Source organism: Rhodococcus sp. 14C212, assembly GCF_011058195.1.
GTDB classification, from domain to species: domain Bacteria; phylum Actinomycetota; class Actinomycetes; order Mycobacteriales; family Mycobacteriaceae; genus Rhodococcus; species Rhodococcus aetherivorans.
In genome coordinates this window covers 57,484-83,119 of the sequence record NZ_JAALEH010000017.1, presented here as the reverse complement: position 1 = coordinate 83,119, position 25,636 = coordinate 57,484, and the positions used below count along the sequence as shown (strand labels likewise).

Annotated in this window: 24 protein-coding genes; 4 read left to right on the top strand and 20 right to left on the bottom strand. The window is 70.8% G+C overall.

The genetic code is table 11. From position 1 onward, the window contains the following. Positions 1 to 20: 20 nt before the first annotated feature. From fadD32 to G6038_RS10780, 12 genes are all read right to left on the bottom strand, one after another. Complete coding sequence (gene fadD32 / locus G6038_RS10835; RefSeq protein ID WP_165037654.1) at positions 21 to 1,910, bottom strand: long-chain-fatty-acid--AMP ligase FadD32; 1,890 nt, start codon at positions 1,908 to 1,910, stop codon at positions 21 to 23. A gap of 169 nt (positions 1,911 to 2,079) precedes the next feature. Beyond that, entirely contained in the window at positions 2,080 to 3,081 is a 1,002-nt protein-coding gene (locus G6038_RS10830; protein ID WP_165037653.1) for an LLM class F420-dependent oxidoreductase, read from the bottom strand. 150 nt (positions 3,082 to 3,231) lie between these two features. Further along, a complete protein-coding gene (locus G6038_RS10825) occupies positions 3,232 to 4,194 on the bottom strand; it encodes a cutinase family protein (protein ID WP_165037663.1) in 963 nt (320 codons plus the stop codon). An 11-nt stretch (positions 4,195 to 4,205) separates the two neighbouring features. Continuing rightward, positions 4,206 to 4,757 carry a DUF732 domain-containing protein gene (locus tag G6038_RS10820; protein ID WP_165037652.1) on the bottom strand — a complete coding sequence of 184 codons (552 nt, stop codon included), beginning with the start codon at positions 4,755 to 4,757 and terminating at the stop codon, positions 4,206 to 4,208. 151 nt (positions 4,758 to 4,908) lie between these two features. Continuing rightward, the gene (locus tag G6038_RS10815) at positions 4,909 to 6,816 is read right to left on the bottom strand and encodes an alpha/beta hydrolase-fold protein (protein ID WP_165037651.1); all 1,908 of its coding nucleotides are present in this window, start codon (positions 6,814 to 6,816) and stop codon (positions 4,909 to 4,911) included. 216 nt (positions 6,817 to 7,032) lie between these two features. Beyond that, a complete protein-coding gene (locus G6038_RS10810; protein ID WP_165037650.1) occupies positions 7,033 to 8,043 on the bottom strand; it encodes an alpha/beta hydrolase family protein in 1,011 nt (336 codons plus the stop codon). A gap of 306 nt (positions 8,044 to 8,349) precedes the next feature. Next, positions 8,350 to 10,227 carry a flagellar motor control protein ZomB gene (gene zomB, locus G6038_RS10805; RefSeq protein ID WP_165037649.1) on the bottom strand — a complete coding sequence of 626 codons (1,878 nt, stop codon included), beginning with the start codon at positions 10,225 to 10,227 and terminating at the stop codon, positions 8,350 to 8,352. A 58-nt stretch (positions 10,228 to 10,285) separates the two neighbouring features. Continuing rightward, entirely contained in the window at positions 10,286 to 11,191 is a 906-nt protein-coding gene (locus G6038_RS10800; RefSeq protein WP_165037648.1) for a decaprenyl-phosphate phosphoribosyltransferase, read from the bottom strand. Further along, positions 11,188 to 11,724 carry a phosphatase PAP2 family protein gene (locus tag G6038_RS10795; protein ID WP_165037647.1) on the bottom strand — a complete coding sequence of 179 codons (537 nt, stop codon included), beginning with the start codon at positions 11,722 to 11,724 and terminating at the stop codon, positions 11,188 to 11,190. Before G6038_RS10795 ends, G6038_RS10800 begins: the two co-directional genes overlap by 4 nt. Continuing rightward, positions 11,708 to 13,636: a glycosyltransferase gene (locus G6038_RS10790; RefSeq protein WP_165037646.1), complete on the bottom strand. Its 1,929-nt coding sequence runs from the start codon at positions 13,634 to 13,636 to the stop codon at positions 11,708 to 11,710. The genes G6038_RS10795 and G6038_RS10790 overlap by 17 nt, the downstream gene beginning before the upstream one ends. Then, positions 13,633 to 14,853 (bottom strand): UDP-galactopyranose mutase, encoded by a 1,221-nt coding sequence (glf, locus tag G6038_RS10785; protein WP_165037645.1) that lies wholly within the window; start codon positions 14,851 to 14,853, stop codon positions 13,633 to 13,635. Before glf ends, G6038_RS10790 begins: the two co-directional genes overlap by 4 nt. Before the next feature lie 73 nt (positions 14,854 to 14,926). After that, positions 14,927 to 15,679 (bottom strand): MerR family transcriptional regulator, encoded by a 753-nt coding sequence (locus G6038_RS10780; RefSeq protein WP_165037644.1) that lies wholly within the window; start codon positions 15,677 to 15,679, stop codon positions 14,927 to 14,929. 133 nt (positions 15,680 to 15,812) lie between these two features. Between G6038_RS10780 and G6038_RS10775 the strand changes: the two genes are divergently transcribed. Both G6038_RS10775 and G6038_RS10770 read left to right on the top strand, forming a co-directional pair. After that, entirely contained in the window at positions 15,813 to 16,292 is a 480-nt protein-coding gene (locus tag G6038_RS10775) for a DUF2231 domain-containing protein (protein ID WP_165037643.1), read from the top strand. An 80-nt stretch (positions 16,293 to 16,372) separates the two neighbouring features. Continuing rightward, positions 16,373 to 17,503, top strand: coding sequence for a glycosyltransferase (locus tag G6038_RS10770; RefSeq protein ID WP_165037642.1), 1,131 nt, complete (start codon positions 16,373 to 16,375; stop codon positions 17,501 to 17,503). Here G6038_RS10770 and G6038_RS10765 read toward each other — a convergent pair. From G6038_RS10765 to G6038_RS10750, 4 genes are read right to left on the bottom strand one after another with little or no spacing between them, the layout of a single operon-like run. Beyond that, positions 17,457 to 18,611: an MFS transporter gene (locus G6038_RS10765; protein ID WP_165037641.1), complete on the bottom strand. Its 1,155-nt coding sequence runs from the start codon at positions 18,609 to 18,611 to the stop codon at positions 17,457 to 17,459. The genes G6038_RS10770 and G6038_RS10765 overlap by 47 nt on opposite strands. A gap of 53 nt (positions 18,612 to 18,664) precedes the next feature. Further along, positions 18,665 to 19,639, bottom strand: coding sequence for an NADPH:quinone reductase (locus G6038_RS10760; RefSeq protein ID WP_165037640.1), 975 nt, complete (start codon positions 19,637 to 19,639; stop codon positions 18,665 to 18,667). 11 nt (positions 19,640 to 19,650) lie between these two features. Beyond that, positions 19,651 to 20,355: an AAA family ATPase gene (locus tag G6038_RS10755; protein WP_165037639.1), complete on the bottom strand. Its 705-nt coding sequence runs from the start codon at positions 20,353 to 20,355 to the stop codon at positions 19,651 to 19,653. Between the two features lie 34 nt (positions 20,356 to 20,389). After that, on the bottom strand, positions 20,390 to 21,016 hold the full coding sequence (locus G6038_RS10750) for an NAD(P)H-dependent oxidoreductase (RefSeq protein WP_100057031.1): 627 nt from the start codon (positions 21,014 to 21,016) through the stop codon (positions 20,390 to 20,392). A gap of 201 nt (positions 21,017 to 21,217) precedes the next feature. Between G6038_RS10750 and G6038_RS10745 the strand changes: the two genes are divergently transcribed. Next, a complete protein-coding gene (locus G6038_RS10745) occupies positions 21,218 to 21,625 on the top strand; it encodes a helix-turn-helix domain-containing protein (protein WP_165037638.1) in 408 nt (135 codons plus the stop codon). Between the two features lie 103 nt (positions 21,626 to 21,728). Next, entirely contained in the window at positions 21,729 to 22,565 is an 837-nt protein-coding gene (locus tag G6038_RS10740) for a helix-turn-helix transcriptional regulator (RefSeq protein WP_165037637.1), read from the top strand. Here the strand turns inward: G6038_RS10740 and G6038_RS10735 are convergent. The 4 genes from G6038_RS10735 to G6038_RS10720 are packed head-to-tail and all read right to left on the bottom strand — an operon-like array spanning position 22,511 to position 25,503. Beyond that, on the bottom strand, positions 22,511 to 23,173 hold the full coding sequence (locus tag G6038_RS10735; protein WP_165037636.1) for an HAD-IB family hydrolase: 663 nt from the start codon (positions 23,171 to 23,173) through the stop codon (positions 22,511 to 22,513). The two genes, G6038_RS10740 and G6038_RS10735, sit on opposite strands and share 55 nt — an antisense overlap. Next, positions 23,170 to 23,421, bottom strand: coding sequence for an acyl carrier protein (locus G6038_RS10730; protein ID WP_165037635.1), 252 nt, complete (start codon positions 23,419 to 23,421; stop codon positions 23,170 to 23,172). The genes G6038_RS10735 and G6038_RS10730 overlap by 4 nt, the downstream gene beginning before the upstream one ends. Beyond that, complete coding sequence (locus G6038_RS10725; protein ID WP_165037634.1) at positions 23,402 to 24,466, bottom strand: beta-ketoacyl-ACP synthase III; 1,065 nt, start codon at positions 24,464 to 24,466, stop codon at positions 23,402 to 23,404. The genes G6038_RS10730 and G6038_RS10725 overlap by 20 nt, the downstream gene beginning before the upstream one ends. Continuing rightward, positions 24,463 to 25,503: an AvrD family protein gene (locus G6038_RS10720; protein WP_165037633.1), complete on the bottom strand. Its 1,041-nt coding sequence runs from the start codon at positions 25,501 to 25,503 to the stop codon at positions 24,463 to 24,465. Before G6038_RS10720 ends, G6038_RS10725 begins: the two co-directional genes overlap by 4 nt. Positions 25,504 to 25,636 lie beyond the last annotated feature (133 nt).

Sequence of the window (25,636 nt, the reverse complement as noted above, 5' to 3'; positions counted from 1 at the left end):
CCCGGGAAAGAGAACAATTTTTATACGCTATCGGGGAATGCCTGCTGCGTATAACCACCGCGCAGGGTTCCCTCGATGTAGGCGGCCTTGCAGGCGCGCCGCGCGATCTTGCCGCTCGACGTGCGCGGGATCGACCCGGCAGGCACGAGCAGCACGTCGCGCGCGGTCACACCGTGCCGTGCCGAGATCGCCGCGCGAACGGTGTCCGCGACGGGTTGCGGATCCGCCTTGCCCGCGCCGGGCGCCCGCTCGGCGACGATGACCAGCTGCTCCGAGGCGTCGTCGGGATCGAACTGCAGGCCCGAGTGCGAATTCTCGAACACCACCTGCGGCAGCTGGTTGGCCGGCACGGCGAAGGCGGCGACGAAGCCGGGACGCAGCGCGGAGCTGGCCTCCTGCGCCGAGAACTCCAGGTCCTGCGGGTAGTGGTTGCGGCCGTCCACGATCACCAGGTCCTTGACGCGGCCGGTGATGTACAGCTCGCCGTCGACGTACACGCCGTAGTCGCCGGTGCGCAGCCAATGGGCGTCCGCGGGCGTGCCCTCGGCGTGGCTGCTCTCGGGCAGGCGGTCGACGAGCTTGTTGTGGAAGGTCTCGTCGGTCTCCTGGGTGCGCCCCCAGTACCCGATGCCGATGTTCTCGCCGTGCAGCCAGATCTCGCCGACGTGCCCGTCCGGCACCTCGGTGGCGGTCTCCGCGTCGACGATCGCGGCCCACTGGCTGCGCGCGACGTAACCGCAGGAGACCTGCGCGATGGCGTTCGGCGCCTCCTTGTCGACCTTGACGATCCGGCCGGCGTTGAGCTCGTGACGGTCGACGTAGATGACCCGGGCCTCGTCGGTGTGCCGCGTGGACGAGACGAACAGCGTCGCCTCGGCCATGCCGTACGACGGCTTGATCGCGGTCTTCGGCAGGCCGTACGGCGCGAACGCGTCGTTGAACTTGCGCATCGAGGACGTGGTCACCGGCTCGCTGCCGTTGATCAGGCCGATCACGTTGCTCAGGTCGAGGGTCTCGCCCGGCTTGGGCAGCCCCCGCGCGGCCGCGTGCTCGAACGCGAAGTTCGGCGCGGCGGCGAACGTGCCGGCCCCGTCGGAGACGGCGGCGAGCTCCTTGATCCACCGGCCCGGCCGCTGCACGAAGGCGCGCGGGCTCATGATGGTGATGTACTTGCCGCCGATCGCCGGCAGGATGACGGTGAGCAGGCCCATGTCGTGGAACAGCGGCAGCCACGTCACGCCGCGCGAACCCTCGTTGAGTTCGATGGAGTCGGCCATCTGGATGCAGTTGGTGAGCACACCGCGGTGGGTGATCTCCACGCCCGCGGGCACGCGCGTCGATCCGGAGGTGTACTGCAGGTAGGCGATGTCGTCGGTCCCGATGTGGGGCCGCGTCCACGAGCCGGCGACGGTGTCGGGGATCGCGTCGACCGCGATGATGCGGGGCCGCTCCGCGGCGGGCAGCGGCCGGAAGAACTGCCGGACCCCGGCCGCCGAGGAGGTGGCGGTGAGGATGGCGCTGGGCGCGCAGTCGCCGAGCACGGCGTGCAGCCGGTCGGTGTGGCCGGGCTCGTCGGGGTCGAACAGCGGGACGGCGATGGTGCCGGCATAGATGGCCGCGAAGAAGGAGACGACGTAGTCCAGGCCCTGTGGGGCGAGGATCGCGACACGGTCACCGGGCTTGGTGACCTGCTGCAGCCGGGCCGCGATCGCGCGCAGGCGCACCCCGAACTGCTGCCAGGTCAGCTCGTGGACCTCGCCGTCACGTTCCCGCGAGTAATCGATGTAACGGTACGCAAGATCGTCGCCGTTCTCGGCGAAATGCTGCTCGAGGTGGTCGAGCAGAGTGTTGCCCTCGGGCAACACGATCTGTCCGTTCTCATCGATGAACTCTTCGAACCCGACGCTCATTCCTTCTCCCTGTCGAAGCGATCCCACAACCACTCGACATGGTTGCGCCCCGCACTTGTCTTCGCGCTAGCGGATCGTCGTACCTGTACAGCTCAACAGCATCCGGCCGTGCATCTCACGAATCTGTCCATCGATCCGAAATCACGATTATGTTACAGATCCGCATCGGTCATTCCCCCGCCAACAGCGGAATCACCGGTGCGAACGCCTCCATCTGGGTGGGGAAGACCCCCACGTAGGACATCCCGGTCTTCGCCCGCACGTTCCGGATCTGCTCGGCGATCTCCTCGTGGGAACCGATTGCGAGATACGGCGATTCGAGAATCTCGTCCACGGTGAGCTCGACGTCCACCTCGATGTTCGGGGGGAAGCCCTGGCCGAGGGCGGCCAGCGCCATCTCGGCGGTCTGCTCGCGGTCGTCCGTGACGAGAATCATCGTGATGGTCCAGTTCAGCTCGATGTCATCGAACCGATCCCCCGCCGCGCGACGGATCACGTCCACCCGCTCCACAGTCTTGTCCATCGTGATCCCCGACAGCAACAAACGGCCGTCGCGGTTCGTGGGAGTGGCCACCGAGATGATGTCCGCGTACTTCGCCGCCAGCGCGAGCATCTTCGGTCCCCCGCCGCCGACGGCGATGGGTGGTCGCGGGCCCTGGCGCGGCCGCGGGCTGCCCTTGAGGCCGTCGATGCGGTAGTGCTTGCCCTCGAAATTGCACTCCTGGCCGCGCAGGAGCACGTCCAGGATCTGCAGCGTCTCCTCGAGCTTCTCGATCCGGACGCCGGGGCGCTCGTAGGCGATGCCCGCCTTGTCGAACTCCTCCTTCATCCATCCCGCGCCGATCCCGAGCTCGAGCCGGCCGCCCGAGAGGACGTCGACGGTCGCGGCGTCCTTGGCCAGGATCGCGGGATGGCGGAAGCCGTTCGCGAGGACGGCGGTGCCGAGGCGGATCTTGTCGGTGGCGACGGCGAGCGCACCAAGTGCGGCGATGGGTCCGACCTGGTTGCCCAGGTGGTCCGGGATCATGAAGCTGTCGTAGCCGAGTTCCTCGGCCTTCTGCGCCAGCTTGACGAAGCGCCGGGCGCCACCCTCCTCGGCGTTGCCCTCGCCACCCGCGGCGAAACGAAACTTCCGCGGTTGCGTGGCAGCCGAGCCGTCGGTGGCGCTCATCGAACCTCTTCTCGTGTGGCGGTGGTCGCGCGTCACCGACCCGGAGAGCTTCCCGGGTCAGGACCGAAGGTCGAGTCTAAGCGCCGACCGAGGAACGATTGTATCGGGTGGTGATCCCCGACACTACCGGCCGGTAACAACGGGGAGGGATCACTCCTCCGGCGGTTTCGGCGCCTCCTCGATCTTCTCGATCGCCCAGTTCGCCACCCACTGCGTCGCCGTCGTACCCGAATCGTCGACGACGAACGAGTTGTACAGCGCGTGCACGGGGTTGTTCGCGTACTCGAGCAACCGCGGCGCGCTGGCGAGCCAGTTGCCGGGGTTCAGTGCGTTCGGCGGCGCGTCGCAGATGCCGTCCGTCGGTGCACAGATGTCCACCACCTTGTCCTCGAGCTCCCCGAAACCCCCGGGCCGCGCGCCGGTCATGGTGATCCCCGGCAGCCGCAGTCCGTTCAGGGACAGCTCGGCGCCGACGCCCGCGACGGGCGGGCCGATCGTCTCGGCCGTGCCCGGGTCGCGACGGCCGTCGGCGATGAGCGCCACGCCGAGCACCCGATCCGCCGGAACCGGCCCGTCACCGGCGCCGATGCGCGCCGCGACGTCGCCTGCGATGACCGCGCCCTGCGAGAAACCGGCCAGGACGTAGTTCGTCAGCGGGCACTCGGCGAAGCGGCGCACGAGGATGTCCTCCGTCGCCGCGGTGCCGGCGGTGCGGCTGTTGTTGTAGGACTGCTGTCCGTCCGGCGGGAGCGCCACCGGATTCGAGAACTGGGCGACGTACGGAACGGTGTACACGTCGGCACGCTGCGCGTCGAAGCGCTCCTGCAGCGGACGCGTGACGTTCAGCATCAGCGACAGCGGATTGAACGTCGGGTTGTACGGATCGTCCCAGGCGGCCGACTCCCACGTGCCCGGGACCGCCACCACCTGGACGTCCGGGCACGATGCGGGCTGCGCCTGCGGCTCCTCGGGCCCGAGCGGCCCCGGCGGCCCGGGCACCGGGAGCCGGCCCGCGAGGATGTACCAGAGCGCGAGCACGACCGCCAGGACGACCAGGATCCCGAGGACGAGGATTCCCCGCCTCCGGCGTCGTTGCTTCGCTCGGGCCGTCATCATTGCCGCTCCTAGCAGAAGGTGTCGCGTGCGACGGTGATGTAGACGTCGGCGGTCGTCGCGGCCTCTGCCTCGGAGATCTCCTTGCCGGCGGCCGCGGCCTCGCTGCCCACCGATGCGGTCACGATCGTCTTGATCTCCTCGGGCGAGCTGCCCTGGGCGGTCGCGGCGCAGATGTAGTTGGCCGTGTTGATCGCGATGCTGCCGTCCGCGGCCGGCTCCACGCCCTGCTCCCGCAGCCCGTCCAGGAACGCCTGGCCGCGGTCGTCCACCGGCACCTCGGTGGGGCCCGGGAATCCGGGCTCGGCCTCCGGCTGCGCCGGCGGCGCGGTGGCGGCCTCGCCCGGGCTCGTGGTGACCGCGTCACCGGGGGCCGTGGTCGTCGCTTCGGCGGAGGTGGTCTCCGCGGCGGACGTCGAGGTGGTCGCCGACACGGACGTCGACGGGGTGCTCGTCGCCGTGGAATCGTCGCTACCGCAGGCGCCCAGGAGGGTGGCGGCGGCGAGCGCCGCGGCGCCGGCGCCCAGGACGCGGGTCAGGCTCGAACGGGTCCGTGCAGGCATGTGGTGGTGTCCTCGCATCCAATCGTCGGAAATGGGCAGTGCCCAGGCTACAGATGCGAACCGGGCGGTGACCGGACCCATGGGTCGCGGTCACCGCCCGATCCGGTGGTCGCGGGCCGCGGTGGCGGCACCGGGTGTGCGGGGGCCGATCCTAGGGGCGGACGGTGGCCACGTTGTCGACCACCGTGACGAATCCGCCCTGGAAGTTCTGCTGGACACCGCCGGGGATGGGGAACTCGTCGCCGACGGGGAAGCCGAGGCGACCGTTCTCGTAACCGGCGTTCTTCCACGCGTCGAAGACCGGCCCGGTGCGGACCGACCACGCCCCGCTCAGCGGGCTCCAGTAGATGTTGCCGCCCTCGAACTCGTTGAACCGGCCACCGTCCTTGACGGGGATCTCGCTGGTCTTCGGGAACCCGAGCCAGCCGTTCTCGTAGCCGAGTTCGGCGTACTTGCCCATGATCATGCCCTGCACGGCGTGGGCCCCGAACGGCTCGCTCCAGTAGAGGGCGCCGATCTCGAAGCCCTGCACCACTCCTGGCTTGCCCGGGGTGGCCACCTCGTCGGCCACCGGGTAGCCCAGCGGGCCGCCCTCCCAGCCCTGCCGCGCCCACTCGTCGCGGATGGCGCCGCGCACGGCGTGCGCCCCGGTCTGCGGGGTCCAGTAGATCGAGCCCTGCTGGAAGTGGTTGAACCGGCCACGGCCGTCAGGGGTGCCGCGTTCCTCCGTGGTCGGGTAGCCGAGCGGACCGGCCGGGCCGCCGGCGGCCTGGTAGGCCCCGCCGATGGCACCCGCCACCGGGCGGGCCCCGCCGTCGGTGGAGGAGAAGATCCGGCCGAAGCGGAAGTCCTGGACGCGTCCGCCCGCGACGGCGTACTCCGGCGTGAGGCAGTCGCCGATCCAGGGACCGGCGGCCGCTGCGTCGCCGATCGCGCCGGAGGCGCTGCAGTTCGGCTTCGTGACCTCCACTCCGAGGGCGTTGGCCAGCTGCGGCCAGAGCTGGTGCAGCTCGAACTCCCAGTACGGCCACGAATGGGTGCCCGACGGCCGGTAGACCACCTGCGCAGGGATGCCGATCTTGTTGAGCTTGGTGGCGAACGCCTGCGAGGTGAGCCGCGAGAGGATCTCGAGGCCCATGCCGGCGTAGTTCGTGCTCACGCCCGGGACACCCGACGGCTGGTCGTACGGGCCGGTACTGCCGCTGCCGCTGGAGACGTACAGGCTCACGCCCTCGAGCTTGTCCGCCAGCAGGTACGGGTCGTGGGCGGCCCACTGCTCGCCGCCGGGGGTACCCCACATCGCCGACGAGTCGAAGCCGCCGGCGTCCTGCATCGCGTATTGGATGGCCTGCGGCATGCCCAGGGTGGTGGTGGTGAGGATGCCGGAGAGCGACCCGGCGAACTTGAAGAAGCCGGGGTTGCGCGCGGGCAGGAACATCGCAGCGGTGCCGCCCATCGACAGGCCGACGACGCCGCGGTCCTTCGTGGTGCGCCAGTTGCCCTCGAGGATCGGCGGGAGCTCCTTGGTCAGGAACGTCTCCCACTGGTAGTTGCGCCCGTTGTTCTGGTCCATCCAGTCGGCGTAGAAGCTGGACTGCCCGCCCACCGGCAGCACCACGTTGACGTTCTTGTCCGCGAAGAAGGCCTCGGCGTCCGTCTCGATCGTCCAGCCGCTCTCGTCGTCGCGGGCGCGCAGGCCGTCGAGCAGGTAGACGGCGGGGAACCGCGCCTCGGGTTCGATGTTCCAGTCCCGAGCGAGCAGCAGCTGCACCTGAATGGGGGTGCCCATGGTCGGCGAGTTCACCCACAGGGCCACGCGCCGGTCGGTCAGCCAGTCGACGCGCTGCACCGTGACCCCGGCCGGGGCCTGCACGGCGGTCGGCTCGCTGCGGTCCACCGGCTCCGCGTACGCGACCCCGGCCGCGAGGGTTCCGGCGGCGAGGGGCGCGACGAGCGCGGCGGCGACCGCCCCGAGGACCCGCCGGCCCCGACGGGCACGCGGCGCCGGCTGCCGGGCGCGCACGGTTCGACGTCCGCCAAGCACTGTTCGCATCGGCATCGCTCACTTTCTGCGTTGCTGGGGCGTCGGCGGGCGACCGGGCCCCGCGTCTCGAAGACTGTTTCTACACGTGAACGGGCGCCGGGTGGGGGCGCCGCGCTGTGACGGGTGTGGTTTTTGTCAACGATCCGCGAAACGGCGCATGCCGCCCCTCGTCCCTCGCGGGTCGTGGGGCGGCATGCGTACCGTCAGTGTGCGCCGGGGAGTTCGGCGCGATCAGTAGGCGTTGAGTGCCTCGAGGATCTGGGGGCGAGCCTTCCACAGCTCCTCTTCCCAGTACTTCCAGGAGTGCGTGCCGCGCGCCGGGAAGTCGAAGCGGGCCTGGACGCCGAGGGTGGCCAGCTTGATCTGGAATGCGCGGGTCTGGGCGAGCGCGAGCGCCTCGAGGCCCATGGCGTTGGCGGTGTTGTAGACGCCGACCAGGCCCTGCGGGGCGTCGTGCTGGCCGGGCAGGCCGCTGGCGGCCGAGATGTACATCGACAGGCCGGCGAGCTTCGGCGCGAACACGAACGGGTCGTTGCGCAGCCACGCCGGGCTCCACGGCGGGCCCCACATCGAGTCGACGTTGAAGCGGCCGGCGTCGAGCATCGCGACGCGGATGGCCTCACGCATGCCCGGGGCCGACAGGTTCAGGTAGCCCGAGAGCGACGACGCGAACTTGAACTGGTCGCGGTGGTAGGCCGCGAGGGTCAGCGCGGCGCTGCCGCCCATCGAGAGACCGAGGATGCCGTTGTTGCTCCGCGAGACGCCGCGGGTGGCGAGGTAGTCCGGGAGCTTCTCCGTCAGGAACGTCTCCCACTTGTAGGTGACGTCCTGGCCGTTGAGATTGCTGGGCGCGTACCAGTCCGTGTAGAAGCTCGACTGGCCGCCGACCGGCATCACCAGGGTGACGTTGTCGTTGGCGAACTGGTCGCGCGCGTTGGTCTCGAAGCTCCAGGCGTTCGCGTCGTCGCGGGCGCGCAGCCCGTCGAGCAGGTACAGCGCCGCGTCACCGCCGCGGGCGGCCCACTGGATCTGCACCTTGATCGGGCCCATGTCGGAGTCGACGAAGACTTCCTCGAAGCCGCCGGCCGGTGCCCGATGCGAGATCGGGGCGGCGGCTGCGGGGGCGGCGAGCGCGGCGGTGCTTCCGGCGACGCCGGCGGCAACCGGCAGAACGAGGGCTGCGGCGCCCACGCCGAGCACGCGCCTGCGGAGGCGCTGCGACAACCTCGGGACAAAACGCATGAACAATGCTCTCTTTCTCGATCTGCGGCGTCCGCGTTCGCGTCCCCCGTCGGATACCGGCGGCGACGACCGAGCGGGCCGTCACAAGTCACACTGCGGTCAAGACTGTAAAGGACACCGTGGGCTCTGACAAACCCCCGGTAACCCAGGTCAACGAACCGTGTGTCGGCTTCGATATCGGCCCACACCCCCGATGCGTTACTTATCCGTTATCGGCTGTGATCCTACCGAGATACGCGCGACGGACGGCACGGGCCCATCGGGACGGAAACGACGTCGATGTAATTCGCGGGCCGGACGACCGCGTCAGCCCCCGTCGCGCGGGGGCGGAAGTTCGAGGCCACAGCGCTGAATCTCGTATTTCGGCACCCGGTCGAATCGGTAGTCCGCATATTCGAACGCGTTGCGGAGATTCCGCTTGAACAGCGGCCACGTCAGTTCCTCGCGGGAGGACGCGAGCAGTTCCTGCGTCTGCGGGCACGTCAGCGCCACCTGCGCCTGCGCCACCCAGTCCTCGTCCAGATAGGCCGGCAGCCACGGGTGCACGTCCACCATTCCCGTGTCGGCGACGACCCAGTCGGGGTAGAGCAGCTTGTCGTGCCCGATGCGCCCGTCCTCGAGCCGCTCGGTGTGGGCCGCCAACGGGTATGCCAGCCCCATCTGGTCGAGCACCTGCACGTCGAGCCCGACGTTCATGCTGGTCATGCCGAGGTTGAGGAAGTAGACGGTGTGGCCGGCTCCGCCCGGCGGCACCGGTCCCGGCGGCGGCACGACGTCCCATGCGTCGAACGACGGTGTCGGCAGCAACAGCCCGCCGTCGGGGGTGTTGGAGATCGCCTCGACCATCGCCCGCATGCGCGGGTAGTCCAGGTAGTCCTCGGCCCGGACGGGATGCAGGTTGCCGGTGTTGAGGGCGTAGAACGCCCGCTCGTCGACGATCCCGGAGCGGCCCACCACCGCCCCCTCGGGCATGCCGGTGGTGTTCGCGGCGATCGCCGACCACACCACCACACCGAGCCACAGCACCCCCGCCGCACCCGCGACGGCCGTCGCGCGAGTGCGGCCGATCTCGGCCCGCTGCGGAACCCGCAACGGAATCACGGCGACGGGAATGAGCAGACAGAACAACGGCGGCAGCAACACCCGGCCGTGCATGAAATCGCCGCCGACCCGAAGGGCGTACAGCGTGAGCAACAATGCGGCGCCGAGCATGAAGACGACCACGGCGGCCGGGGTGCGCAGCGCGCGCTGTGCGCGCGCCGGAAAGGACCCGTGCGTGTGACGGAATTCACGTTTCGGCGCGCCCTGTTCGCGGGGTCCCCGGTACCGCCCCGCAAGCACGGCACCGAGCAGCAGGAACAGCAGCGGCAGCCACAGCAGGTACGGGCTCACCAGGTTGCCGAGGTACTCGAAGCCCTGCGCCCACTTCGCGCCGCCCGCGTCCTTGGCCACCGCCGTGTTCGGATAGGGCAGCGCGTAGTAGCCCATCCGCCAGATCTGATAACCCACCGGCACGGCGCCGGCCACCGCCACCATCGCCACCCGCACCCGCCACGTGAGGCCGGCCGCGAGGAACAGCATGAGCAGGGCCGGAAGAGCGAGAAGCGCCAGTTCGGGGCGCACGAGCGGCCCGAGACCGGCCACGACCGCCGTCGCCAGCACCGACGGGGTCGACGGCATCCCCGGCGCCGTCGCCCATCGCACGAGCAGCAGCCACAGCAGGGCGATCCAGCAGATCACCAGCCCGCTCTCGAGGCCGGAGGTGGCGAAGTCCCGGGCCGGAGGCACCGCGATGTAGACGAACATGCCGGCGGGGACCAGCAGGAACGTGGCGCCACTGCCCCGCAGCCGCCCCCGGTACAGCCGGCCCGTGCCGAGCATCGCCAGCACCACCGCCGCGGTCGACAGCACGAGCGCCGTGGCCAGCACCACGTACTCGAGCCGCACCCCGCTGAGCCAGCCCGTCGCGTACACGAGATACGTCCACAGGGTCGACGTGTTCGCCTCGACCCGGTCGCCGGCGTTGAACACCGGGCCGTTCCCGGCCAGCAGGTTGCGCACGGTGCGCAGCACGATCAGGCCGTCGTCGGCGATCCAGCGACGCTCCCACGCACCCCAGAACATCAGCAGGGCCGTCAGCGCGACGCCACCGGAGAACACCGCGGTCGGCACCCACGGTCGCATGCCACTCGGGTGGGCCGACCGGGGCCGGCGGGCCGGGGCGCCGAGATCCTCGTCGAGGTCAGAAGAGGTAGACAGCACCGCCGACCGCCCCGATCCAGGCCACCGCGAGGAGTTGCAGCACCCGGTCCTTCAGGGCGATCTCCTCCGGTTCGCCGGCCTCCCCGCCGTCCACGTCGACCGCGTACCGCAGGATCGCGATCACGAACGGAACCATCGAGATCGCGAACCAGTTGGTGTCGTTGGCCTGATCGCGCTCGAACGCCCACAGGCCGTAGCAGATGACGACCGCCGTCGCCGACAGCGTCCACACGAACCGCAGGTAGGTGCCCGTGTAGTACTCGAGCGACTTGCGGATCTTCGCGCCCGTCCGCTCCGCGAGCCGCAACTCCGCGTACCGCTTGCCGGCCGCCATGAACAGCGAGCCGAAGGCCATGATCAGCAGGAACCACTGCGACAGCAGAATCTCCGCGGCCACGCCGCCGGCGATCGCCCGGAGGAGGAACCCGGAGGAGACGATGGCGATGTCCAGCACCGGCTGGTGCTTGAGCCCGAAGCAGTACGCCAGCTGGACGATGATGTACACCGCCATGACCACCGCGAGCTGCCAGTTCGCCAGGAACGACAGGCCGATCGAGCCGGCGAGCAGCACCACCGCCATGCCGTAGGCCAGGTTCACCGGCAGCACGCCGGCGGCGATCGGCCGGAACCGCTTGGTGGGATGGGCGCGGTCGGCCTCGACGTCCATCGCGTCGTTGACCAGGTAGATGCCCGACGCGGCCATGCAGAACACCACGAAGGCCAGGGCGACCGGGATCAGGATGTCCAGCTCGGTCGCCGAGCCGGCCGCCAGCGGCGCGGCCAGCACCAGCACGTTCTTCACCCACTGCCGGGGGCGAACCGCCTTGACGATGCCCTCGGCCAGATTCTTCGGAGGTGCCGCGACGGCTACCGGTTCCTCGCTCATCTCTCTCCAAACTTCTTCTCGGCCCGCACGACGGCCGCGGCGGACGCGGCGCCGAGCGCGGCGCCCGCCAGCACGTCCGTCGGATAGTGCACACCGAGCACGAGGCGGGACAGCAACATCGGCGGGACCAACACCGCCGGTAAGGGTAGCCCGGTCAGCCGACCGAGCAGCACGGCGGCGGCCGTCGTCGAGGTGGCGTGCGAGGACGGGAAGCTGAGCCGGCTGGGGGTCGACACGTTGACCTGGATGGTCGGGTCCACGGGCCGGGGACGCCGCACCACCCGCTTGACCGCGATGGACGCGGCGTGGGCGCCCACGGCGCCGATCGCGACACCGGCCCACCGCCGCCGGCGCGGGCGGTCGACCAGTGCGCCGACACCGCCGATCACCGCCCAGCCGAGGGCGTGCTCACCGAAGTGCGACAGCCCACGGGCCGCGGCGATCGCTCCCGGCCGCGAGCCGACCGTGGCCTGCACGGCCTGCAACACCTGGATCTCCGCCTCGGTGGTCGGCCATTCACGACTCGAAGACACGCTCCCACTCCTCCTTGCTCGTCAGGGCGGGAACCGCGGACTGGTACTCGTTCTTCAACTCGGGGAACCTGCGTGCCAGCTCGCGGCGCAGCCGCACGGCCTCGGACAGCAGCGCCTGCGCCTGCCGAGGGTCGCGCTTACGGTAGACGACGCCGCGCCCGTCCGCGGTGGTCACGGTCACACCGTCCACCTGCGACAGCAGGAACCAGCGGGCGTCGAGGGTCGGCACGTTCAACTGCGGACGCTCGTGGTGTTCCGGATGCGCCGGCCGCACGTTGTGCACCAGGCCCTTGGCGAGCCGCACCATCTTGCGCACCGCCCCGCGCGGCTCGCCCACCGGCCCGACCCCGGCGCCGGACGGCAACGGCAGTTCGGTCGACGACGGCAGCACCACGGCGTCGGAGAACCGCTTGCGCAGCGCGTGCACCTCCCCGAGAGCGGTGGGCAGCAGTTCGAACAGACGGTCCGGGCCGGCGAGGAAGTCCTCGATCGCCTTGTTCTGGATCGCCACCGTCGAGTACTCGAGGCACAGCAGGTGCTTGAGCGTGGCCTTGACGGTGTCGAGCACCAGGCCGCGGCCGTCGCCCGGCATGTGCAGCGCCGCCACGACGAGGCGGTTGCGCAGGTGGAAGTACGCCTGCCAGTCGATGGCGTCGTCCTTGTCGCTCCACGCCATGTGCCAGATCGCGGCACCCGGCATGGTGACGGTCGGGTAGCCGGCGGCGCGGGCCCGCAGCCCGTACTCGGCGTCGTCCCACTTGATGAACAGCGGCAGCGGCTGACCGATCTCCTCGGCCACCTGCCGCGGGATCATGCACATCCACCAGCCGTTGTAGTCGACGTCGATGCGCCGGTGCAGCAGCCGCGACTGCTCGCGGTCGCGCAGCGGCTTGGTGGAGAAGTCGTGGTCGTATTCGACGTTCGGCGCGGCGGTCCACATGAAGTCGGCGCGGTTGATCACCTCGCCCATCGTGTGCAGATGGCTGCGTTCCTGCAGGTTGAGCATCTGACCGCCGACGAGCATCGGGCTCTTGGCGAACCGGGACAGCGCCAGCGCGCGCAGGATCGAGTCCGGTTCCAGCTCGATGTCGTCGTCCATGAACAGGATGTACGGACATTCGGTGGTCTTCAGCGCCTCGTACATGATGCGGCTGTAGCCGCCCGAGCCGCCGAGGTTGCCCTGGTCGTGCATGGCGAGCCGGTCGCCGAGCGCGGCTGCCGCCTCGGTGAAACCGGGCTCGTCGCGGACCTTCCGGGTGCCCTGGTCCGGGATGATCACGGCGTCCACGACGTCGAGGACCAGCGGATCGGAGGCGAGGGCGACGAGGGCCTTCACGCAGTCCGTGGGGCGGTTGAAGGTCGGGATGCCCACGGCGACGGACGCCTCGCCGGGTGCCTCGACCGGCGCGAACCAGCCCGCCGAGCGCAGCGTGACGTCCGAGTCGGTGGTGATGTCGAACCAGATCCAGCCGCCGTCCTCGAACGGGCCGAGATCGATCTCGAACTCGACCGTCGCGGCGTCGTCCCCGGCGGGGGCGCCGCCGGCGAACTCGCGGCCCTCGACGTGGATGCGGCTCGAGTCGGCCTTCGAGCGGTACACGTCGGCCCGGCCGTGGCCGGTGAGCTCGAGCCGCAGCACCACGGAGGTGAGCGTGCTCCACCGTCGCCAGTAGCTCGCCGGGAAGGCGTTGAAGTAGGTGCACATCGACACTTCGGACTCGGCGCCGATGTTCAGCGACGTCCGGCCGACGGCGTGCGCGCGCCGGGCGTTGGTCGGCGATTCCTCCAGGTAGAGGGTGCGCACGTCGAGCGGTTCACCCGGACGCGGCAGGATCACCCGCTGCAGCAGTGCCCTGCCGAGCAGCTCGGATGCCGGCGCGACGGGCTCGGCCAGCTGGTGCCGGGCGCTCACGAGGCGTCCCCTGCCAGCGGCGTGCCCGACTCGAAGTACGGCAGGAGGGTGTTGTCGAACATGCTCAGCGCGCTCGCGATGGCCATGTGCATGTCGAGGTACTGGTAGGTGCCGAGCCGGCCGCCGAACAGCACCTTGTTCTCCGCGGCCTCCCGCTTGGCCCGCTCCCGGTAGGCCGAGAGCGTGGCCCGGTCCTCCGGGGTGTTGATCGGATAGTACGGCTCGTCGTCGTTGCCGGCGAAGCGCGAGTACTCGCGCATGATCACCGTCTTGTCCGTGGGGTAGCCGTCCCGCTCGGGATGGAAGTGCCGGAACTCGTGGATGCGGGTGTAGGGCACGTCGGCGTCGTTGTAGTTCATCACCGGGGTTCCCTGGAAGTCCCCGGTGGGCAGCACCTCGGTCTCGAAGTCGAGGGTGCGCCAGCCGAGACGGCCCTCGGCGTAGTCGAAGTAGCGGTCGAGCGGCCCGGTGTAGACGACGGGGGCGCCGGGGCTCGCGGCGCGGATCTCGTCGCGCACCTCGAACCAGTCGGTGTCGAGCCGCACCTCGATCTTCTCGTCCTTCGCCATGTTCTCGAGCCACGCGGTGTAGCCGTCGACGGGCAGGCCCTCGTAGGTGTCGTTGAAGTACCGGTTGTCGAAGGTGTAACGGACCGGCAGGCGGGCGATGTTGCCGGCGGGCAGTTCCTTCGGGTCGGTCTGCCACTGCTTGGCGGTGTAGTCGCGCACGAACGCCTCGTAGAGCGGCCGGCCGATCAGGGAGATGGCCTTCTCCTCGAGGTTCTGCGCCTCCGCGGTGTCGATCTCGGCGGCCTGCTCCTTGATCAGGGCACGCGCCTCCTCGGGGCTGAAGTACCGGCCGAAGAACTGGGACACCAGCCCGAGACCCATCGGGAACTGGTAGGCCTGGCCCTTGTGCATCGCGAACACGCGGTGCTGGTAGTTCGTGAAGTCGGTGAACTGGTTCACGTAGTCCCATACCCGCTTGTTGGAGGTGTGGAACAGGTGGGCGCCGTACTTGTGGATCTCGATGCCCGTCTCGGGTTCGGGCTCGGAGTAGGCGTTGCCGCCGAGGTGGTAGCGGCGCTCGACGACGAGAACGCGTTTGCCGAGTTGCGTGGCGGCACGCTCGGCGATCGTCAGTCCGAAGAACCCGGAGCCGACGACGATCAGGTCGTACTCACGGGTGGCAGGCTGGGGCGAGGGTGCAGCAGTCACGGAAGACCAGGGTAGGCGACCCGCGGGGCCGTGCGCGTTTCCGGTGGCGGGAGCGACCGGAAACGCGCGCGGGTCAGGCCAGGTGCGCCCGCAGGGCGGACCGGACGAACTCCGCGCCCGCCGGTCCGCCGTAGTTCGCGGCGAAGCGCTCGTCCGCGACGTACATCTCTGCCAGGCCCAGGACGTACTCCCGGTTCGGCTCCTCCCCGTGGCCCGGGGTGCCGGGGATGCTGCCGAGCCACGCGACGTGGCGACGGGCCAGGTCCTGCCCCTCCGGGCCGGCCGGATCGAGACCGGCGGCCGCGGCGGCCGTCCAGTCCGCGCCCAGCCGGGCGGCGACGGACTTCCAGTCGTCGCGCTCGGCCTCGCTCATGCCACGCCACCAGCGGTCACTGCTGTCGTAGGCGTCCTGGCCCCAGCGTTCGATCACCTCGTCGCGATACTGCGTGTGGTCGAATCCGTCGAACACTTCGTTCGCCATCAGTTCCTCACCTCTCTCGGTCCTGCGGATGGTGGTGCGCACCGACTCGATCTGCCGCGCCAGCCGCCGCTGCTCGTGCTCGAGCAGTTCCAGATGCACGCGCAGCGCCGCGGTGGCGTCGCGCTGGCCGTCGAGCACCTCGGCGACGGCCGGTAGTCCCAGGCCGAGGTCGCGCAGCAGCAGGATGCGCTGCAACCGGACCAGGGCGTCGGCGTCGTAGAACCGCATGCCGCCCGGGCCGGTGCGGCTGGGCTCGAGCACGCCCACGTCGCCGTAGTGCCGCAGGGTGCGGCTGGTGACGCCGGCCGCGCGGGCCAGTTCCTGGATGGACCATTCGCCTTTCATCGCGGGCCTCTCTCGTCGGGTACGCCCAGGATGCGTCTTGACGTCGCGTCAACGTCAAGCCCGTTCGGATCCCGTTCGTCCGGATCGGCGCCTACGGTTTCCCTGGACGCTCCGGCCGGAAGGAGAACACGGTATGACGCTGATCAGCGGACTGCCCGCTCACCCGCTGCTCGTGCACGCGGTCGTCGTGCTGGTGCCCTTGGTGTCGACGGGGCTGGTCCTGTGCGCGCTGTGGCCGGCCGCGCGCCGGCGCCTGCTGTGGCCGGTCGTGGTGCTGGCGGCCGCGGCGCTGGTGCTGACGCCGCTCACCGCCGAGACCGGCGAGCAGCTCGCCGGCGCCCTGGGCGCGACCCCGCTGATCGAGGCGCACGAGGAACTCGGCGAGACCATGACCCTTGTCGTCGCGCTGTTGTTCGCCGCGACGATGCTGCTCGCGGGCACGCACGTGCTGCGCGGCCGCGGCGACGGCGGCGGGCGACGAGCCCTGACGGTCGTCGCGGCGGTGCTGGCCGTCGTCGCCGCGGTGGGCGCGACGGTGCAGACCGTCCGGGTCGGCGAGTCCGGCGCGGAGGCCGTGTGGACCGGCCGCGTGCCGCCCGCGACGGCCGACTGACGGAGAGATTCGACGCGCGTTCACCGCGGCGCCCGGCGCCGTTGCCGCATCCGTCGCCGCGTCCCGGCTCAATGAGAACGGTGCGCATCGTTCAGCTCGCCAACTTCTACGGCCCCCGGTCGGGCGGCCTGCGCACGGCGCTGCACCAGTGGGGCGGCGGGTACACCGCGCGGGGGCACGACGTCGCGCTGATCGTGCCCGGACCCCGTCGCGGCGAGGAACTTCTCGGCAACGGGGTCCTGCGGATCACCGTGCCGGCGCCGGTCGTCCCGTGGACCGGCGGGTACCGGGTGGCCGACCCGCGGCGCGTCGCGGACGTGCTGCGCGGCCTGCGGCCCGACGCGGTGGAGGTGTCGGACCGGCTGACGCTGCGCGGATTCGGGCGGTGGGCGCGACGGCGCGACGTGCGCAGCGTCGTCGTCTCCCACGAGCGGCTCGACCGCCTCCTCGGGCAGGTGCTGCCGGCGCCGGTCGCCCGGCGGGCCGCCGACCTGGCCAACCGGCGGATGGCCACCGACTACGACACGGTGGTGTGCACGACGGAATTCGCGAGCACGGAGTTCACCCGCATCGGCACGCCGAATCTGGTGCGGGTGCCGCTCGGCGTGGACCTGGATCGCTTCCACCCCGCCCGCCACGACCGCGGCCTGCGCGAGCGGCTCGTGCCGGACTCGTCCCGGCTGCTGCTGCACTGCGGCCGGTTGTCCGTCGAGAAGAAGGCGGATCGCAGTATCGACGCGGCGCGCCTGCTGCGTCGCCGCGGGCACGACGTCCACCTGGTCGTCGCCGGCGACGGACCGCGACGGCACGCCCTGGAACACAAGGCGAAAGGGCTCCCGGTGACGTTCACCGGATTCATCGGCGACCCCGATCGGCTGGCCGCGCTGTTCGCTACCGCCGACGTCTCGCTGGCCCCCGGGCCGCACGAGACGTTCTGCCTGTCGGCGCTCGAATCGCTGGCCGCCGGCACCCCGGTGGTGGCGTCGCGGTCGTCGGCGCTCACCGAGATCCTCACCCCCGAGTGCGGGGTGCTGTCCGCCGACCGCGACGCGGCCTTCGCCGACGCGATCGACGAATTGCTGGGCGCCCCGGATCTTTTCCCGCGCCGCTCGGCGCGACGTCGCGCCGAGCAGTTCGGGTGGGCGGCGTCGGTGGACAGGATGCTCACGGTCCTCGGCGACTCCGGGCACCCGGCCGGAACCGCGCGGTAGGCCGGCCGGACGAGATCGCCGCCAGCGCAGCCCCACCCGTCCACGCTCCGGCGGCGGCGAGGGCCGTCGCGGAGAACGACGAGGCCGTCGCGGCGATCTGCGGCCCCACCCCCGCGCCGACGAACAGCGCACAGGTGTAGAGCGCCGTCCCCGCGCCACGGTGCGGGCCCGAACCGTCGAGCACGAGGGCGATCAGAGCGGGCGCGATCACCGCCACACAGAACGTGATCGCGGCGAAGGCGGCCACCGGCGCGGCCGGTGCCACCGTCGCGCAGGTCGCCGCCACGAGGAGGAAGACGACGATGCGCCGCCCGGTCCGGATCCGGCCGAGCAGACCCGACAGCAGCGGTGCCGCGACGATCGCCGGCAGCGCCGACGCCCGGAAGGCCAGCAGATCGCCGGGATCTGTCACCACGGCGAAGCGTTGGATGCCGGTGTGGAGCGCCACGAAACCGGCCAGCACCGTGCCGGTGACCGCCAGCACGGCGACGGTGCGTGCCGATCCGAGCAGCGCGGCGGCCGCCGCCACCGGCTGCGAGCCGTGTCGCGGTGGTGGTTCGTCGTCGAACGCGGCGAGCACCGCCATCGTCGCCACGGCGAACAGGACAGCAGCGATCCCGAAGAACCACCGCCAGCCGGCGAGCGCGGACACGGTCTGGACGGCGATCTGCCCGAGGACGACCGACGCGAGGAAGGACCCGGTGAGCACCGACAGTGCCGTCGCCCGGCGAGCCACCGCGATCCGGGTGCCGACGTACGCGAAGGCGGCGGGCGCGAACGCCGCGGCCACCGCGCCCTGCAGCACCCGTGCGGCGATCATCCACGTCGCATCCCGGGCGGTGGCGACCAGCACGGTGGCCGGGACGAGCGCGCCCAGACCCATCAGCAGGGTCCGCCGCGGTCCGATGCGGTCGACGACGGCACCCCAGACGAGGAACCCCACCGCATAGGCGATGCCGAACGCGGTGTGGGTCACGGTGACCCGCTGCGCGTCGAGACCCAGGTCGTCGGCGAGGAGACCGAACACGGGGATCACGGCGTAGAGCTGGGACAGCACGAGCACCGCGAGCAGTCCGAGCGGTACGACGACCGGGAGGAACGCCGCCACGGCATCCTCCTCGCCGGGCGACCGGTCCCGGGGCGAGGCGAGATCCGGCTCCGTCATTCGGGCAGCCCCAACACGACCTTCCCGAGCACCCCACGCTCGACCGCCTCGTGTGCCGCCGTCACCTCGTGCAGGGGGAACCACACCGTCGGCAACGGGGTGAGCGCGCCGTCCTCGAGTGCCGCCGTGATGCCGCGCACCGCGTCCTCCTGGGCCCGCGGACCGATGGTGTAGACGAGCATGAAGTGGGTGCGGATGTTCCGGGCCATCAACCGCTGCACGGGAATCGGCGGCGGTTCGGGTTCGGGCGCGTACACCACGACGGTGCCGTGGTCGGCGAGCACCTCGAGGTCGAGGCCGAGGTTGCGTCCGAGGGCGAGTTCCAGAATGCGCCCGACGCCGTCCGGCGCGGCGGCCTGCAGCGTCGCGGCGGCCTCGGAGCTGCGGTAGTCGACCACCACGGACGCCCCCGCCGCGTGCGCGAGCCGGGCCTTCTCGTCCGTGCTCGCCGTGGCCAGCACCGTGGCACCGGCCCGGCTCGCCAGCTGCACGGCCGCGTTCCCCACCGCACCGGCCCCGCCCGCCACCAGCACGGTCGCACCGTCGAGCGGACCGTCCGCGAACAGGGCATGCCATGCGGTCATGAACGGGATGCCGAGCCCGGCGGCGAGCTCGTCCCCGACGTGCTCGGGCAGGTTCACCGCCTGCCGATCCGGGACACACGTCCACTGGGCTGCGGTGCCGTGCCGGCGCCGCCACGCGGCGTTCCACACCCACACCCGGGAACCGATGCGGCCGGGATCGGCGCCCGGCCCCACTGCGTCGACGACTCCGACGCCGTCCGAATGGGGAATCTGCCACTGCAGCGGCGTCCCCCGGCCGTGCAGCCGGGCCCGCCAATCGGACGGGTTGACCGCGGACAGCCGGAGGCGGACCCGCACCTCCCCCGGCCCGGGCTCCGGCCGCGGCATCCGGCGAACGTCGAGCACGTCCCGGGCCGCGCCGAGGCGCTCGTACACCGCCGCGAGCATGTCCGGCACCGTCAGACTCCCGCCCGTGCGGTCTCGATGCGGGTGTCGATGGCGGCGTACTCGGCGAGCGCCCGGGCAACGGCGACGTCGACCGGCAGCACCGGGGTGAAGCCGAAGAGCTCGGCGATCCGCTCCAGCCGGGCCGGCAGGTCGCCGCCCACCACGTGGAACGGAATCGCCAGTTCCGCCATGATCTCCTCGAGCATGCGGTCGGCCCGGGCACGGAAGTGCTCGTTGACCGGACGATGCCCGTCCGCGCTGAGCGGCAGCTCGTTGGGCAGGTGCACGAACGCGTCGAACGTCTCCTTCACGTGCCGCTTGAACGCCTTGCCCAGTTCGCCGACGACGTCCTCGAAGTAGGCCAGTTCGGGCGTGCGCGGCACGGGCACCCCTTCGCCCAGGCCCACCGACTCGTTCGGGTTGATGCCGTAGGTGACCCGGACGGACCCGTAGATCCATTCCTGCAGCGACGAACCGTCGGAGATGAATCCGTCCCACAGGTTCCGTTCGTGGATCGCCCGATCGACGTGCCGGACGACGATCATCTGCAGCAGCTCCGCGGACGTGCATTCCTCGAGCGTCTTCCCGGGCGCGGCCTCGGGCAGGATCTCCCGCATCGTCTTCGCCCGGGTGCGCGGGATGCCCGTGTACTCGGACAACGCGATGGAGGTCAGTGTCTTTCCGGAGGAATAGGTTCCCGAGATTCCCAAGCGCATTGCGCGTGCCTTTCCGTGGCGGTGTTCGCGGTGGTCAGAAGTTGGCCGCGAGCTTCTGTGCGTGCGCCACGTGGCCGGCCAGGTCCTCGTCGGGGGCGCCGGTCAGAACGGTCGGGGCGAACCGGACGACCTCGGTGTCGGTGATGCCGACGAAGCGCAGCCAGTCGTCGAAGAAGGTGGTGGCGAAGTCGGCGCCGAACTCGAGCGGCACGCCCGGCGCGTAGACCCCGCTGGTGTAGACGGCGAGCGCCCGCCTGCCGGTCAGCAGCCCCTCGTATCCGGTGGTGGGGTCGAAGCCGAACGCCCAGCCGGGCTGCGTGACGATGTCGATCCACTGCTTGAGGACGTACGGCACACCCGCGTTCCACATCGGCACGTTGAACACGTACACGTCGGCCGCCGCGAACCGGTCGAACACGGCACGGGCCGCGTCCCACGCCGCCTTCTGCTCGGCGGTCTGCTCCTGACCGCCGAAGACGGCCATCTTGGCGTCGGCAGCAACCGTGCCGAACTCCGGCAGGTCCGCGGAGAACAGGTCGAGGGTGTCGACCTCGAGATCGGGCCGGCGATCCGCCAGCGCCTCGACGAAGGCTCGTGCGATGGCGAGGGACTGGCTGTGTTCGCCACGGGCAGAGGCGTTCACGTGCAGGAGCTTGGTCATCGGGATCCTCTCGGAAGATGTCGTCGCAGGCCGCGGGTGCCGACGGGCAGGCCGCCACCCGCACACGCAGCTAGGCTGCACGGGAAAGCATCATCCGCGTGCCGCGGCAGCTCAAGACGGCACTTTCGAGTGCCCCGGGCACCTCGAGGTTCCCGGGCTGCGGCGGACCGCGGGTGCGGGGCACGGATACGGGGGAATTCGATGACGACGACCGCCGGTGAACGACGCGAGCGGGAGAAGGCCCGGTACAGCATCTACCTGGCCGGATGTCCGGCACGCCAGGTGCTGGAGACCTTGAGCAACAAGTGGGCGACGCTGATCCTGTCGGCCCTGACGGACGGCCCGCGGCGGCACAGCGAACTGCGCCGCACGATCGCCGGCGTGAGCCAGAAGATGCTCACCACCACGCTGCGGACCCTCGAGCGTGACGGTGTCGTGGAGCGGACGGTGACGCCGTCGGTCCCGCCGCGGGTGGACTACCGCCTCACGCCGCTCGGGGAGTCCCTGGTTCCGATCGTCGCCGCGCTCAAGGACTGGGCGGAGTCGAACATCGCCGACATCCTGGTGCATCGCGAGGAGTACGACCGCGCGACCCGCAGCACCGGGTGACGTGGTCCGCCACAACGACTCCCCTGTGATTTCGAACGCAGTCGACCCCTGTGTCGGCGGGCGGCATTGACCTGCCGGACCGTCGTCGATTGGATTCACGCCTGTGAACGCGACGTCGAAGGAAAATCACAGAACCGAGCTGAGCATCTTCCTCCGTCGGCACCGGGCCCGGCTGTCGCCCTCGGACGTGGGCCTCGTCGCCTCGGGCCGGCGGCGCACGCCCGGTCTTCGCCGTGAGGAGGTCGCCGCGCTGGCGAACGTCGGGCTCTCCTGGTACACGTGGCTCGAGCAGGGTCGACCCATCAACGTCTCGTCCCAGGTGCTCGACGCGATCTCGCGCGCCTTGCGCCTCGACGACGCGGAGCGGATCCATCTGCGACTCCTCGCGGGTGTGCCCGACCGGATCCCGAACACCCAGCAGCGCAACCCGGTTCGCGACGATCTGCTCCGGCACATCGTCGACGGTTTCCGCGAACCGGCCTACATCGTCAACCGGCACTGGCGCGTGGATGTGGCCAACATCCCGGCACGGGACCTGCTCGACGTCCGGGCGGGCACCAATTGCCTGGTCCGATTCTTCACGGAAGACGGTCGCGCACAGAGGTACTGCGATCCAGAGGCCACGGCGCGAAGTCTCGTCGGCCGGTACCGTCTCCAGGTGGCCCGCTACGTCGACGATCCCGTGTTCGCCGAGACCGCGCGCCGGCTCTGCCGGGAGAGCGCTGTGTTCGCCGCACTGTGGGACGAACGTTCCGTGTGCGCGGAACCGCCCGAACTCCTCGCCTTCCGCCACGAGGAGTTCGGGCGCATCGACTTCCGCACCGTCTCGTTCCCGCTCGGGTCCGACCCGAGCCGGGCCCTCGTTCTACAGATACCCGAATCCGATTATCGGTCCACGGGTTCGGACACGCCGGGGCGGATCGAACGCGTCGCGGGGTAGCCGGGCATCCCTTCCCCCACCACGACGCGTTCTCCCACCAGATCGAGCATCGGCGCATCCGAGACGTGGTCGCCGTACGCGACCGAGCGGCCGAGATCTGCTCCGTGGGCACGGGCATACGCCGCCACGGCGCGCGCCTTGTCCGGGCCCAGCATCGTGGCGCGCACGACGCCGGTGTATCGTCCAGCGGACGACTCCAGGTCGGTGCACAGCACGACCGACGCACCGATGTGTCCGGCGATGGGATCCAGGGCCGGCGCGAAGGACCCGGAGACGAGAACGATCGCGGTACCGTCCGCGGTCCGCTCGGCGAGGTCCGCGAGCACGGCTTCGTGGAAGAAGTCGCCCTCGGACAGCTGTCGCGCGAACCACCGTCGGCCCACAGCCGCGACCTCAGCGATCGAACGGCCCCGCCACCACCTGTAGTACGCCCGGTTGGTCACCGATCGTGGCTCCCCGCGCGCCCTCAGCGACCGGAGTCCGGCGAGGTGCGCCCGCGCCTGCTCGCCGGCGCCACGCTCGGCACCGTCGAACAGCAGCAGCGAGAACAACGTCACCTGCGCGACGAGCGTCTCGTCCACGTCGACGAACGCACACCGCGCGGTCACGCCGTCGCGACGTCGTCCACCCGCAGGCGGTTGACCAGATCAGCCACGCCCTGGAACGTGTGCGCCGCCACCATGTCCTCCTCCGCGACGACGATCGCGTATCGGACGGACAGGATCGACCCGAGCTCGACGAGCACCAGGGAATCGAGGCTGAGGTCGTCGAAGGTCGTGTGTTCGTCGATGGGGCCGGAGAACTCGGGGAAGTGCTCGTCGACGAGGGCCGCGATGTCACGATACGAGAGAGTCATCCTGCGCTCCTGTGTGAGAGTGGGAAGAGACGAGGTGCGGCCACGTCACCGCGGCCGCACCCCAGGTGGTTCCACCGCCGAACGCGGTGAGGATCATGCGTTCTCCCGCCCCGATCCGCTGGGCGGCGTCGGCGAGGGCGAGGGGAATCGACGCCGCACTCGTGTTGCCGACCCGGTCCAGGTGCACGAGGGCACGTTCCGCGGGCAACCCGAGCCGGTAGGACACCGATCGGAGGATCCGGAGGTTGGCCTGATGCGCCACGAGACGATCCACCGCCCCCGGTGTCCAGCCGACCCGGCCCATGACGGAGGCCGCGGACTCCGACATCGCCGTCACGGCCGCCTCGAACACCCGCTTGCCCTGCATCGTGAAGAAGGGGTTCCATCCGGTCGAGGCGGATTCGCTGGTTCGTTCCCGGGAGCCGCCCCCGGGCACCATGATCAAGTCGGCCTGTCCCCCGTCGGAACCCAGGTGGGTCGCGAGTACGGCACCGTCCTCGTCGCGGTGCCCGGCCCGCAGCACCATGGCGCCGGCTCCGTCGCCGAAGATCACCGCCGTGTTCCGATCCCCGGGATCGAGAATCGTGCTGAAGGAGTCGGCTCCGACGACGAGCACGCGCTCGGCGCCGCCCGAGCGGATCGTCGACTCCGCCAGCACCAGGGCGTAGAGGAAACCGCTGCACACGGCCGCGACGTCGAATGCCGGAACCGGGCCGAGGCCCAGTCGGCTGGCGACACTGGGTGCGGTTGCGGGACAGGGATGGTCGGGGGTGGTCGTCGCCAGGATCACCATGTCGACCGCGTGTTCTCCGGCGGACGCCAGGGCTCGCCGGCTCGCGGCAACCGCGAGGTCGCTCGTGGCGGTGCCGGCGGACACGAAGTGCCGGAATCCGATTCCGGTCCGCTGGCGGATCCACTCGTCGCTCGTGTCGAGACGGTGCTCGAACGCCGCGTTGGGGATCGCCTCCCCGGGAACGTATCCACCGATTCCCGCGATCACGGCGGCGCGCGTTCCCCGGTCGCGGGCGCCCGCTGCGGTACTCACCGCAGGTCCGATCCGGCGGCGGGCGTCGGCAGTTCGTGCGCGACCGAGCAGCGCACGGCGATGCCGTTCCGTTCGGAGACGATGTCGCAGGCGCGCCACAGCGCGCCGCCACGGACGAGGGAGCGGACCGCCTCCAGCGCCACGGTGACGGGCACCTCGGCCTCTGTCTGCACGGCCGGATCGGTGGTGCGCAGAACCGTGCGGCGCATCCACAGCGTGTTGCTCGTGGCGCGGTCGATCCCGTCGAGTTCGTACAGCAGGATCTGGCCGAGCTGCAGTGTCTCCACGAATGCGTCGACGAGCGTCACGTGCGGCTCGTACCGGGCCGCCAGTCCGGCGCCGGGTACGACGTCCCCGGGGTCGGCGACGAGCCTCGACCGGGCGTGCGCGACGGTGCCGTCCACGCGGATGTCCCGCGTGCGCATCTCGTGGGTGCGGTGGCCGTCGGCGTAGGGTCCGGCCGCGCGGGCGAGCAGACGGTCGGCCATGGCCGGGTCGAGGCGCGACGCGGGCGTCCCCACTCCGGGGTGGACGACCTCCAGCTCGACCGCGAAACCGGCGACCTGCACCCGCACCGCGTCCGCATCCGCACTCCGTCCGGCGTGCTCGTCACGACCGGCCTCCGCCGCGGATCGGACGAGTTCGGCTGCCACGTCGAGGCTTCCGAGATCGTGCTCGACGGATGTGGCGGCGGCGCGGATCACCGCCGACCGCACCCAGGCCGCCGCGAGATCGGCCTCGTCGAGACCGTACGCGGCCCCGATCACCGCGCCGGCCGCCCGCGTGGCGACGAGCAGAACGTCGATCGTGCTCAGGTGCGGGCGCTGCGCCGTCGTGCCCTTCGTCGACCAGTCCGACGGGCATTCCACGCCGGCGCGCGCCCTGATCCCGGTCGCCGGGTGGTCGAGGAGACCGGCGAGGCGGAGGTTCTGCCGGACTCGGCGATAACCGGCCCCGAAGAACCTGCCCTCGGCCGGGCCGAGGTATCGGCTCGGTGAGTCGAGCCTGAAACTGCCCTGTGCCACGGTCGCTGCCATGTGTCTACCCCCAGATCACATCGGTGTCCGAACACGGTGTCCGGCACCATCGTGAACCGGCGGCGCCGCCCCAGCCAGGGTGTGTCGATCCTGGTGTCGGCACCACCACGCTGCGACCGGGCCCGGCGCGGTT

What these genes read in the sequence shown, in the direction of transcription:
- fadD32 (WP_165037654.1), bottom strand. Translation starts at nt 1,910, where the DNA reads ATGAGCGTCGGGTTCGAAGAGTTCATCGATGAGAACGGACAGATCGTG.
- G6038_RS10830 (WP_165037653.1), bottom strand. Translation starts at nt 3,081, where the DNA reads ATGAGCGCCACCGACGGCTCGGCTGCCACGCAACCGCGGAAGTTTCGT.
- G6038_RS10825 (WP_165037663.1), bottom strand. Translation starts at nt 4,194, where the DNA reads ATGACGGCCCGAGCGAAGCAACGACGCCGGAGGCGGGGAATCCTCGTC.
- G6038_RS10820 (WP_165037652.1), bottom strand. Translation starts at nt 4,757, where the DNA reads ATGCCTGCACGGACCCGTTCGAGCCTGACCCGCGTCCTGGGCGCCGGC.
- G6038_RS10815 (WP_165037651.1), bottom strand. Translation starts at nt 6,816, where the DNA reads ATGCCGATGCGAACAGTGCTTGGCGGACGTCGAACCGTGCGCGCCCGG.
- G6038_RS10810 (WP_165037650.1), bottom strand. Translation starts at nt 8,043, where the DNA reads ATGCGTTTTGTCCCGAGGTTGTCGCAGCGCCTCCGCAGGCGCGTGCTC.
- zomB (WP_165037649.1), bottom strand. Translation starts at nt 10,227, where the DNA reads ATGCGACCGTGGGTGCCGACCGCGGTGTTCTCCGGTGGCGTCGCGCTG.
- G6038_RS10800 (WP_165037648.1), bottom strand. Translation starts at nt 11,191, where the DNA reads ATGAGCGAGGAACCGGTAGCCGTCGCGGCACCTCCGAAGAATCTGGCC.
- G6038_RS10780 (WP_165037644.1), bottom strand. Translation starts at nt 15,679, where the DNA reads ATGAAAGGCGAATGGTCCATCCAGGAACTGGCCCGCGCGGCCGGCGTC.
- G6038_RS10775 (WP_165037643.1), top strand. Translation starts at nt 15,813, where the DNA reads ATGACGCTGATCAGCGGACTGCCCGCTCACCCGCTGCTCGTGCACGCG.
- G6038_RS10760 (WP_165037640.1), bottom strand. Translation starts at nt 19,639, where the DNA reads ATGCTCGCGGCGGTGTACGAGCGCCTCGGCGCGGCCCGGGACGTGCTC.
- G6038_RS10755 (WP_165037639.1), bottom strand. Translation starts at nt 20,355, where the DNA reads ATGCGCTTGGGAATCTCGGGAACCTATTCCTCCGGAAAGACACTGACC.
- G6038_RS10750 (WP_100057031.1), bottom strand. Translation starts at nt 21,016, where the DNA reads ATGACCAAGCTCCTGCACGTGAACGCCTCTGCCCGTGGCGAACACAGC.
- G6038_RS10745 (WP_165037638.1), top strand. Translation starts at nt 21,218, where the DNA reads ATGACGACGACCGCCGGTGAACGACGCGAGCGGGAGAAGGCCCGGTAC.
- G6038_RS10730 (WP_165037635.1), bottom strand. Translation starts at nt 23,421, where the DNA reads ATGACTCTCTCGTATCGTGACATCGCGGCCCTCGTCGACGAGCACTTC.
- G6038_RS10720 (WP_165037633.1), bottom strand. Translation starts at nt 25,503, where the DNA reads ATGGCAGCGACCGTGGCACAGGGCAGTTTCAGGCTCGACTCACCGAGC.